This is a genomic window from Erwinia sp. STN24, assembly GCF_041320675.1.
In the GTDB taxonomy this organism is placed as follows: domain Bacteria; phylum Pseudomonadota; class Gammaproteobacteria; order Enterobacterales; family Enterobacteriaceae; genus Erwinia; species Erwinia aeris.
Map to the genome: position 1 here is coordinate 2,045,949 of NZ_JBGGPM010000001.1, position 10,671 is coordinate 2,056,619.

At 54.3% G+C, this 10,671-nt stretch carries 12 protein-coding genes; 8 read left to right on the forward strand and 4 right to left on the reverse strand.

The window, feature by feature from the left end; genetic code table 11:
- Positions 1-35: 35 nt before the first annotated feature.
- Positions 36-1,367 (forward strand): ATP-dependent RNA helicase SrmB, encoded by a 1,332-nt coding sequence (gene srmB, locus ACA373_RS09710; protein ID WP_253459161.1) that lies wholly within the window; start codon positions 36-38, stop codon positions 1,365-1,367.
- Between the two features lie 231 nt (positions 1,368-1,598).
- Here srmB and grcA read toward each other — a convergent pair whose 3' ends face one another.
- Positions 1,599-1,982 carry an autonomous glycyl radical cofactor GrcA gene (gene grcA, locus ACA373_RS09715; protein ID WP_253459159.1) on the reverse strand — a complete coding sequence of 128 codons (384 nt, stop codon included), beginning with the start codon at positions 1,980-1,982 and terminating at the stop codon, positions 1,599-1,601.
- A 272-nt stretch (positions 1,983-2,254) separates the two neighbouring features.
- On the opposite strand from grcA, the gene ung reads away from it, so the two are divergent.
- On the forward strand, positions 2,255-2,935 hold the full coding sequence (gene ung / locus ACA373_RS09720; RefSeq protein ID WP_253459156.1) for a uracil-DNA glycosylase: 681 nt from the start codon (positions 2,255-2,257) through the stop codon (positions 2,933-2,935).
- Positions 2,936-3,087: 152 nt separating this feature from the next.
- On the opposite strand, the gene ACA373_RS09725 is transcribed toward ung, so the two are convergent.
- The 3 genes from ACA373_RS09725 to ACA373_RS09735 are packed head-to-tail and all read right to left on the reverse strand — an operon-like array spanning position 3,088 to position 4,842.
- Positions 3,088-3,408, reverse strand: coding sequence for a hypothetical protein (locus ACA373_RS09725; protein ID WP_370734390.1), 321 nt, complete (start codon positions 3,406-3,408; stop codon positions 3,088-3,090).
- A gap of 8 nt (positions 3,409-3,416) precedes the next feature.
- A complete protein-coding gene (locus ACA373_RS09730) occupies positions 3,417-3,665 on the reverse strand; it encodes an ogr/Delta-like zinc finger family protein (RefSeq protein WP_370734391.1) in 249 nt (82 codons plus the stop codon).
- A 40-nt stretch (positions 3,666-3,705) separates the two neighbouring features.
- Entirely contained in the window at positions 3,706-4,842 is a 1,137-nt protein-coding gene (locus tag ACA373_RS09735; protein WP_370734392.1) for a phage late control D family protein, read from the reverse strand.
- A gap of 150 nt (positions 4,843-4,992) precedes the next feature.
- On the opposite strand from ACA373_RS09735, the gene ACA373_RS09740 reads away from it, so the two are divergent.
- Genes ACA373_RS09740 through ACA373_RS09765 form a run of 6 tightly spaced genes read left to right on the forward strand, consistent with a single transcriptional unit; the run spans position 4,993 to position 10,657 of the window.
- Positions 4,993-6,174, forward strand: a complete 1,182-nt coding sequence (locus ACA373_RS09740) for a phage tail sheath subtilisin-like domain-containing protein (RefSeq protein ID WP_370734393.1) — start codon at positions 4,993-4,995, stop codon at positions 6,172-6,174.
- A complete protein-coding gene (locus ACA373_RS09745) occupies positions 6,175-6,687 on the forward strand; it encodes a phage major tail tube protein (protein WP_370734394.1) in 513 nt (170 codons plus the stop codon).
- Between the two features lie 60 nt (positions 6,688-6,747).
- Complete coding sequence (locus ACA373_RS09750; RefSeq protein ID WP_370734395.1) at positions 6,748-7,059, forward strand: phage tail assembly protein; 312 nt, start codon at positions 6,748-6,750, stop codon at positions 7,057-7,059.
- A 5-nt stretch (positions 7,060-7,064) separates the two neighbouring features.
- Entirely contained in the window at positions 7,065-7,217 is a 153-nt protein-coding gene (locus tag ACA373_RS09755) for a GpE family phage tail protein (protein ID WP_370734396.1), read from the forward strand.
- Entirely contained in the window at positions 7,204-10,158 is a 2,955-nt protein-coding gene (locus ACA373_RS09760) for a phage tail tape measure protein (protein WP_370734397.1), read from the forward strand. Before ACA373_RS09755 ends, ACA373_RS09760 begins: the two co-directional genes overlap by 14 nt.
- 10 nt (positions 10,159-10,168) lie before the next feature.
- On the forward strand, positions 10,169-10,657 hold the full coding sequence (locus tag ACA373_RS09765) for a phage tail protein (RefSeq protein WP_370734398.1): 489 nt from the start codon (positions 10,169-10,171) through the stop codon (positions 10,655-10,657).
- Positions 10,658-10,671 lie beyond the last annotated feature (14 nt).

Consider the following 10,671-nt stretch of genomic DNA (forward strand, 5'->3'; position numbering starts at 1 on the left):
CTGTCTATAATCAGCGCCCCAAACTGAGGTAGACCATGACTGTAACCACTTTTTCCGAACTCGAACTTGATGAAAGCCTGCTGGACGCCCTGCAGGAAAAGGGCTTCACGCGCCCCACGGCAATCCAGGCCGCTGCGATCCCGCCTGCACTGGAGGGTCGCGACGTTCTGGGTTCGGCACCAACAGGTACAGGCAAAACCGCGGCTTACCTGCTGCCTGCGCTCCAGCATCTGCTGGACTTCCCGCGCAAAAAATCCGGCCCGCCGCGTATTCTGATCCTGACACCGACTCGCGAACTGGCGATGCAGGTGGCCGATCAGGCTCGCGAGCTGGCGAAAAACACGCATCTGGATATCGCGACCATCACCGGCGGCGTGGCTTATATGAACCATGCGGAAGTGTTCAGCGAAAACCAGGACGTGGTAGTCGCTACCACCGGTCGTCTGCTGCAATACATCAAAGAAGAGAACTTTGACTGTCGCGCGGTAGAGACGCTGATCCTGGATGAAGCCGACCGTATGCTGGATATGGGCTTCGCGCAGGATATCGAAACTATCGCGGCGGAAACCCGCTGGCGTAAACAGACGCTGCTTTTTTCCGCCACGCTGGAAGGCGAAGCGATTAAAGATTTCTCCGAGCGCCTGCTTAACGAGCCGGTCGAGATTGAAGCCGATCCCGCCCGCCGCGAGCGTAAGAAGATCCTGCAATGGTATTACCGCGCCGATGACGTTAAGCATAAAACCGCCCTGCTGCTTCACCTGCTGAAACAGCCGGAAGTCACCCGTTCGGTGATCTTCGTGCGCAAGCGCGAGCGTGTGCATGAGCTGTGCGGCTGGCTGCGCGACGCCGGTATCAACTCCAGCTATCTGGAAGGTGAACTGGAGCAGTTCAAGCGTAACGAAGCGATTAAGCGTGTCGTCGATGGCCGTGTCAACGTGCTGGTGGCTACCGACGTCGCGGCGCGCGGCATCGATATTGACGATGTCAGTCACGTCTTTAACTTCGATCTGCCGCGCACGGCGGATACCTATCTGCACCGCATCGGTCGTACCGGCCGCGCGGGCAAAAAAGGCACTGCGATTTCGCTGGTGGAAGCGCATGACTTTTTACTGCTGGGTAAAATCAGCCGCTACGTCAACGAGCCCCTGAAGGCCCGCACCATTGATGAGCTGCGTCCAACCACGCGCGCGCCAAGCGAAAAGCTGAACGGCAAGCCGTCGAAGAAAGTGCTGGCGAAGCGTAAAGAGCAGAAAGAGAAGAAAGATAGCGAAGAGAAGCCGCGCGTGAAGAAACGCCATCGCGATGCCAAAAACGTTGGCAAGCGTCGCAAGCCGAGCTCTGCGCCAAAAACCGACAGCGCTGAATAAATACGCTGCCCAACAAAAAACCGCCCTCGTCAGGGCGGTTTTTTTACATCTTTTATTTTATTTATTACTGTTTAACCTGATTTTCTGCCTGAAATACTGATTTCTGCCATGCAGCTGGGCGGCCCTTTCCTTGTTTTTAAATTACATCTTATATTTCAATAAACTAAGATAATATTTCCCTGATGTTATTTTCAGCGCCCGCCTTATTATCCTCAGGCAGCCGTCTTTCTCTTACAGGCTTGCAGTAAAGGTACGAGCAATCACATCGCGCTGCTGTTCAGGCGTTAACGCGTTGAAACGCACGGCGTAGCCTGACACGCGGATCGTCAGCTGCGGATATTTTTCCGGATGTTTGACGGCATCTTCCAGCGTTTCACGGCGCAGCACGTTAACGTTCAGGTGCTGACCACCCTCTACGCGTACCTGCGGCTGGATATCCAGCGGTACGTCGCGGTATTCAAACTGGCCGAAATCGCTTACCGGTACAATTTGATCTTCTTTATAGCTGTCCTTGGCGCAGATGCAGCGAGCCTCTTCTTTTTCATTATCGAGTAGCCAGAAAGAGTTAACTAGCGCTGGATTAGTTGCTTTGGTTATTTGGATTCCGGAAATCATTGTTGCCTCCCAGGCGGTTGGTGGCTGATGAAATATCAGCAGAGAAAATTGATCTGTATCCGACCTATATAACAGCCTGGAAACCAGGCAGCTTTGACCGAAATCAAAAAGTGAGCGTCCTTTACTGTGCACATATCGTCAACTTTATGATTTATCTCAACTTTACCGCACCGCTCTTTCCTGGTTTTTTTGTATTTTTAAACTTTATTTTAAGTTTGTGTCGGTAGCGATCCGCGCTAAGCTACACCCTGATTACCCTAAAGGAGGCGGACATGGTCAATACGCTGACCTGGCACGATGTGCTGGCAGAGGAAAAAGAGAAACCTTACTTCATCGAGACGTTATCGATGGTGGCTAAAGAACGTGCGGCCGGAAAAACCGTTTATCCGCCGCAAAAGGACGTGTTCAATGCTTTTCGCCTGACGGAGCTGGGCGATGTCAAAGTGGTGATCCTCGGTCAGGATCCGTATCACGGCCCTAATCAGGCGCATGGCCTTGCCTTCTCGGTGCTGCCCGGCGTGGCCGTGCCGCCGTCGCTGGTGAATATGTATAAGGAACTGGTCACCGATATTCCGGGCTTCCAGCGTCCCAATCATGGTTTTCTGGAAAGCTGGGCGCGTCAGGGCGTGCTGCTGTTGAATACGGTCTTAACCGTGGAGGCGGGACAGGCGCATTCACATGCCCGTTTCGGCTGGGAAACCTTTACCGACCGCGTGATTGCCGTCATTAACGAGCATCGCGAGAACGTGGTGTTTTTGCTATGGGGATCGCACGCGCAGAAAAAAGGCAGCATTATCGATCGCCAGCGCCATCATGTTTTACAGGCGCCCCACCCTTCTCCGCTTTCGGCCCATCGCGGCTTCTTTGGCTGCGGACACTTTTCCAAAACCAATGAATGGCTGGAACAGCACGGTGAGCAGCCGATAGACTGGACGCCGGTTCTGCCAGACTAGCTTCTCTGGCTGCGGCTGCGGACACAAAAAAAGCACCCGAAGGTGCTTTTTAATTTTACTTAACATCTTGAAATAAAAGGATTTATTTTGAACCCTATCCACTCATTGACCACATCGCTTGCAGGCCCGCCTCTGTGGTGGGCGCATTTACACTAAAGTTTTTTAAAACCCTGTGTAAGTCGTAGGCTAGTATAATTCGCTACTGCGCCATTACGCATATCATTCCAGTTGCTATAAGTTGTGTGCTTAGCGATGTATTCATCCCATTCGTCATCAGGTATAGCTGCAAGATCGTCCATTGATTCTACTTTAAACCCAGATTTGTCAAACAATTCCTGTACATTATTAAAAGAGGAACAACTTGCAAGAAAGCTTTCATTAAACAATTCACCAAAAGAGATTTCTTTAATTTCAGATAATTCCTCTAAGTTCTTCTTCATTTGATCAAGATTGCTAGTAATTTTTACAACCATTTCACACCTCATAAAGTAAGGTTAAGCTGTTCCCGACCATAATGTGATGCAGGAAACGCATCGCGCGGAACAAAGTCAGGTGGTAGCGACTGCGCATTACTGCGCTGCGTGACTTCGCGCTCAACGGTATTGAGCGTTGTAAACGTTCTGCTGCATTCCAGGTTTTGGCATTGGTGATACTGCCGGATCGTCATTTCTGTTAACCGGCGGCTGGTACGGGTGCGCGCCATAGCGCTGCAAAATGGACATCTGAACATAATGTAATGGCTCCCCTGCGGGGTTGAACTCGATTACATTTTATTCGGTTTCTGCTATCCAGTCAGATATTTTTGCTTCCAGCTCCAGCCGTGTTGTGAGACCGTTCCCGTCAATCACATGCTCAGCGCGGGCGATCAGCCAGTCCTGACTATCTATTTCATCTTTGAACCCGCTGACCGTAACGTGCATTTCTGGATAAAGCTCGGCGCGGCCGCGCGCCAGGGTGATCGAAAACTCCGCCGCGCCGCGCTGTAACTGCTGCCACTTTGCCGCCGCCGCCCGCCGGGCGGCTTCTTCGTTCTGGAACGTCCGGCGCATCACATAAACGTTGCCGTCCGCGCCTTCAATATATTCCCCTTCCCTGCTGCTACTCTTCTCTTTTTTCGGCTTAGCGGGCTTGCGCCGCCTGACGCTGACCTTTTTCTTTTTGCCAAAATTCAGATCCAGCCAGTACGCCCGGACACCGGTATATGCATCCCTGTCGGCGATGCGAAAGCTGTGCCGATCGCCGCTGCTGCGTGTAATGCTTGCAGATGGCAGCGCCTTGCCAGATGCGGTGACGCCGCCACCGGGCAGGATAAACAGCAGGCTGCCGTTTTTAATCGTGGCGATAGCGCCCAGCATTTCCGCCATGCGAGTTAAAAACGACATATCACTTTCTTGCGTCTGGTCAGCGTGGTCGATTTCAATATTCATCAGCTGTTCGCTGATTTGCGCCTTCAGCTCATAGCGGCGCGCAATAGCTGACACGACACGCTCAACGGTTACGTCATGCCAGGATACTTCCCGCTTAACGTTGAACTCGTCGCGAAAATCGGCACTGCGGGCGGTGATATTTATTACGTCAGGCGGGCCGCCGTGCGATACCTCGTCAACGGTGTATAAACCTTTATAGATCAGCGGTTCGCCCAGCCAGCCGATCGATACAGCCAGCTCCGCGCCGCGCCGTGGCAGCGCAACCAGCCCGTCCGCATCATCTACTGAGATCGTCAGCTGATCTGCTTCAAAGCCGCGATTGTCCGTCAGCGACAGAGAAACGATCCGTTCATCAAGCTGCGTCAGCACACTGCCGCCCATCGTGATGCTAAAAGCCGGGCTTTTCACCGCCTCTGTAAGCGAATTGTTATAGCTGTTCGCCGCGTCGCTCAGCACTCCCGCCAGGTCTGAAATTGCCATATGCCTCCCGTTTTTGGCGCAGCATCCCACGCGCGCACGTAATGCAAAATTGGTTTTTGTTGTCAGCTGTCGGGCAGACCCATAAGCGCGTGAACCGATGGCGGGTATGCATGATTATTACCGTGAACTCAATAATGTAAGGTGGCAAATATGTCTGAGACACGTTTCCACGGCGTACGCGTTCGCGAAAATACGGATCTGGTAACGGCCATTAATGACATTGAATCCAGTGTCATTGGTGTAGTTGCCGTGGCCGATGACGCCGACGCGGAAACCTTTCCCCTGAATACTCCCGTACTGATTACGCGGGTAAAAAGCGTACTGGGCAAAGCCGGTAAAACCGGCTCTTTGTACAAGACGCTGAAAGCCATTGCCGACCAGGCAAGCCCGAAAATTATCGTTGTGCGCGTGGCAGCAGCTACGGAAGAGGAAGGCGGTAAAACGCAGGCGCAGCTCGTCATGGGCGGCACGGCAGAAGACGGCAGCTATACCGGCATGTACGCATTTCTGACGGCTGAACAGAAGGTTGGCTATCGTCCGCGCATTCTGGCCGCACCAGACTACGACACGGAAGAAGTGACCTCCGCGCTGTGCGTCATTGCGCAGAACCTGCGGGCGTTTGTCTATGCCGGTTGCAGCGGCTGCACGACGATGAAAGAAGCTATCGCGTATCGCGCAAAATTTGCATATCGCGAGCTGATGCTTATCTGGCCCGATTTCATCGCCTATAACCCGCTGACTGGCGAGAACGAAACATTCCCGGCCCCGGCGTATGCGTGTGGCCTGCGTGCGCTGATTGACAACAATCAGGGCTGGCATAAGTCGCTGTCTAACGTCGCTGTCAGCAACGTGTTGGGCATCTCACGCGACGTGTTCTGGTCATTACAGGCTGAGGACAGCGACGCAAACGAACTAAACAGCAAAGAGATCACCACGCTGATTAAGCGGAACGGTTTCCGGTTCTGGGGCAACCGCACTACCGATACCAAAGATTACATCTTTGAAGTTTATACACGTACTGCGCAGATTCTGGCCGACAGCATTGCTGAAGCACAGTTTGAAGCTGTGGACGAACCGCTAACCCCGGCGAACGCTAAGGACGTGGTCAGCGGCATCAGCGGCAAACTTTCTGCGCTGATCACTTCAGGGCGACTGATCGGTGGCGAATGCTGGTTTGATATCGTCGATAACCCGACTACAGGTCTGCGCCAGGGTCAGGTACGCATCAGATACAAGTACACGCCGGTGCCGCCACTGGAGGATCTGACTCTCTATCAGACCTTCACCGATGAATATTTTGAATCGGCGTTCTCTTCGCTGGGAGGTGCATAAATGGCCGTTCCTCATAAGCTGCGTCTGTTCACCTGCTTTGTGAACGGCAGCAACTGTATCGGTAAAGTTACATCTGTAACCCTGCCGAAACTGACGCGCAAGACTGAAGATTTTCAGGGTGGCGGGATGATCGGTTCCGCTGCTGTGGATCTCGGTCTGGACAGCGGCGCACTGGATACAACGATGGTTGTCGGCGGTCTGGTGCAGTCACTGCTGCTGAATTATTGCGGCGATATTGACGAGACGCGATTTCGTTTTGCCGGGGAGTATTACACCGACGGCGAAAGCCTGTTGGTAGAAGTTGAGCTGCGCGGTCGCATCACTGAGATGGACGGCGGAGAGAGTAAGCAAGGTGAAGATACGTCAGTCAGTTATACGATGAAAAACACCTATTACAAACTCTCTATTGATGACAAGCCGCTGTTTGAATTCGATTTACTGAACTTCATTTACCGGAAAGACGGCAAAAATATTTACCCGGATCGCATCATGTCTGCGCTGGGTATGGGTTAATCCCTGCCATATTCACCCCTTTTAATTATGGCGGCCGATCGGGTCGCCCGGAGTCTAAAAATGACCAAAGAAAACACCGTTACCCTTACCTCACCGATTATGCGTGATAAAAACAGCATAACGGAGGTGACGATCACCGATGAAATTAAGCAGGCTGGATCTCTGCGCGGCCTCAAATTGGTCAGCGTTCTGAATATGGATGTTGATTCCATCACCACGCTACTGACTCGCGTCACCTCTCCACGCCTCAAATTTACAGAGATTAACGCGATGGATACACGCGATTTTGTCAGCATGGCGGAGGCGCTTGTCCCTTTTTTGACGCCTGCGGAGCCTGGAGCATTGAACGCGGCGGAGACGGAGAGTCAGTAACTCAGTTGCATTTTGACCAAATCAACGATTTGGTTGCAGACATAGCTGTCGTTTTTAACTGGCCGCCCTCGGAAATACTCACGATGGATCTGAGTGAGGTGATCGCCTGGCGTGAACGGGCGGCCGCCCGAAGTGGAGCCAGTGATGAAAAGCCTTAATATCCGCGTCGCGTTCAGCGCGATAGATAAACTGACCCGCCCGGTCAATGCCGCCCGCCAGAGCGCGGGCGGTTTATCTGAATCCCTCAAAAAAACGCAGTCCGCGATCAAAAATCTGGACGGTCACTCCCGGACATTCAACCGTCTGCGCGAAAGCGTCCAGAAAACTTCGCGTCAGATTGATGAAGCCAGTAAAACGCTGGCCGGACTGAATAAAGCACAGCGGGAAGGCACGCAGCTGACAGACAGGCAGCGTGAGCACATGGCGGCGCTGGCTGCGAAGCTGGAGCGGCTCAACGCCACGCGTACGCAGGAAATGACCAAGCTGCGCGCGGCATCGCAGGCGCTGAAATCGCACGGCGTGTCGCTTGCAGGCAGCGACAGGACTATTCAGAGCGCCATCAGACGCACAGAGCAATATAACCAGACGCTGGAACGGCAGCGCCAACGGCTGGCTGCCGTCACCCAGGCGCGCGCGCGTCATGACCGTATGCAGCAGGCGGGCAGTAAACTGCGCGGCGGCGGGACGATGGCCGTTGCCGGTGCCACTGCGGCAGGTTATGCGGGTGGGCGTTTTCTGGCGCCCGCTGTTGGTTTTGATGCAGAGATGTCGCGCGTGCAGGCGCTGACGCGTCTTGATAAGGGAGACTCACAGTTAGGAGCGCTGCGCGACCAGGCGAAAAAGCTGGGCGCTGAGACCGCGTTTACCACACGTGACGCCGCCAGCGGTCAGGCGTTTTTAGCGATGGCCGGTTTTACGCCGCAGGCTATTCAGGCGGCGCTGCCCGGCGTGCTCAACATGGCGCTGGCGGGCGGTATGGAGCTGGGCGAATCGGCAGATATCGGATCGAACGTGCTGGCGCAATTCAGCATGGACGCCAGCGAAATGGACAGGGTCAGCGACGTGCTGACCGGGGCATTTACCCGCACTAACACCGATCTGCGACAGTTGGGCGAAACGATGGTTTACGCCGGGCCGGTTATGTCGAAGCTGGGGATTGAGGTTGAAAAAGCTGCTGCGATGGCGGGCGTACTGGCGAATAACGGCATCAGGGGCAGCATGGCAGGTACGGCAATGCGTGCCAGTCTCGCGCGCCTGGCGTCACCCACCAAACGTGCGCAGACCGCGTTAGACGAACTGGGGGTTTCTGTTGCTGATTCGACGGGCAAAATGCTGCCGATTGAAACCTTGCTGACAAACCTGTTTAACGCAACCAAAAAATTTGGCGAAACCGATCAGATCTCATTTTTTAAAGACATCGCTGGTGAAGAGGCGTTTGTCGGCCTGCAAACGCTGGTTCAGGGCGCTGGCACCGGCGCATTACAAAAGCTGATTGGCGAACTGAAACAGGCGCAAGGAGAAGCCAGTAAAGCTGCAAAGGTGATGGCAGACAACCTGGGCGGCGATTTGAAAGAGTTGGACAGCGCATGGGAAGGTTTGCGCATTCAGGTTGAGGAAACCACTGACGGGGCACTTCGTAAACTGACCCAGGGCCTGAGCGACGTCATAACAAATGTGAGCGCATGGGTTAAAGAAAACCCCCGATTAACTCAATCGTTGATACTTGCCGCAGGCAGCATCCTGACATTAACAGCGGCTGTAGGCGGACTGGCGCTGGCGCTGGGCCTGCTAACAGGGCCATTTGCGAAACTCCAGCTCGGTTTTACTTTGCTGACAGGCGGACGCGGGCTGGGCGGCACTATTAAACTGTTTAGTGGTTTGGGCAGCGCATCAGGTAGTGCTATGGCACGTATTGGTGGCTGGTCAAAAGTGTTTTCCGGTCTGGCGGCCAGCGCAGGCAGACTGCCGGGCATACTGGCACCGCTCCGGAGCATATTGTTATCAGTCTTTATGTCGCCCGGCGTAGCAGTTGGCGGACTGGTGCGGGGTATCGGCGGGCTGGCCCTGCGCCTGACAGGCCTGCCAGCGCTCTGGGGCATGATAACAGGGGCAGTATCCGGGCTGGGCGGTGCGCTGTCATTTCTGTTAAGTCCGATCGGCCTGATCGGCGCCGCGTTTGTAATTGCCGGCCTGCTAATCTGGCGGTACTGGCAACCTATCAAAGCGTTCTTTTCTGGCGTGCTGGCGGGAATTATGGAGAAGCTGGCACCCCTGCGCGAGTCATTTTCAAGATTTAGCCCCATTTTTGACGCCATCGGTAACGGTGTGAGCGCAGTTTTTAACTGGTTCAAAAGATTGCTGTCTCCCGTCGAATCAAGCAAAGATACGCTTGATAAATGCGCCAGTGCTGGCGCGGTGTTTGGTAATGTCTTGGGCGGTGCACTACAGCTGGTTCTGACCCCTGCAAAAATGCTGCTGGATACGCTGGCATGGATACTGGAAAAACTCGGTGTATTGCCAGATGAAGCGGAGCGCGCGCGGAAGAAGATTGAAGATGCGCAGCGTATGGCTGTTTTACAGGATAAAGTCGCGCTGTTGCAGGGCGATCTGACAAAGGTCGCACCGAAAAAAACGGAAGTCAAAGCCCCTGCGCCTGCTGCGGCAGCGCCGCTGACAGGCAATGCAGGCACTCAGCGGCGACTGCAAAAAATTGCAGACAATACCGGCGGCCTGCTGGACGAAACTAAAAAACGTATCGGCCCTGGCGATATCGTGTTTAAGAACCTGCCGCGCGCGCTGGCCGTTCGCGGCGAGTGGAAAGAATCACGTCTTGTCAGCGCGCCTGTTAGTCGCGCCGTCAGCCCGGCGGTGACGGCTGCGTCACTGCCTGTCCGTCAGAGGGAGTTGTTACCTGTCAGCCGCACGGCAGACGCCGCGCCAGTCGCATCATCCGGTTTTACAGGAGATATTCACGTTCACCTGCACGGCGTGGAGAGCCAGGACGCGCGCGAACTGGGCCGGATCGTTGCCGATGCAGTCAGCGCTGAACTGGCCCGGCGCGGACGGCTGAACCGTGGCAGTTTCAGGGACAGAGATTAGGAGAAATATCATGATGATGATTTATGGCATGTTCGTGTTTGAACTGAAGACGCTCCCCTATCAGCAGTTGCAGCACTCGCTGGCATGGCGACACGTCAAAAACGAACGCATTAACCGCTCTGCGGCCTGGCAGTATATTGGGGCGGGGGAAACGCAAGTTAACCTGAACGGCGTCCTGTATCCTGAAATCACAGGCGGCGATGTGTCGCTGGCTCTGCTGGCAACTCAGGCATATACCGGTCGCCCGTGGCCGCTTATCAGCGGCGCGGGACAGATTTACGGCATGTATGTACTCACAGGGTTGAACGCCACGCACACGGAATTTAATCGTTACGGCAAGGCGAAAAAGATTGAGTTCGCTGTAAGTTTTCAGCGCTGCGATGAAGATCTACGCGAACGCCTTCAGGCGTCATCTGTTGGGGATCTGCTGTCTGGACTGAAAGATAAGGCCGCCACTGCATATAACACCGCCAGTGATACGGTTTCCGGGCTGCTCTGATTATCTATCCGGCA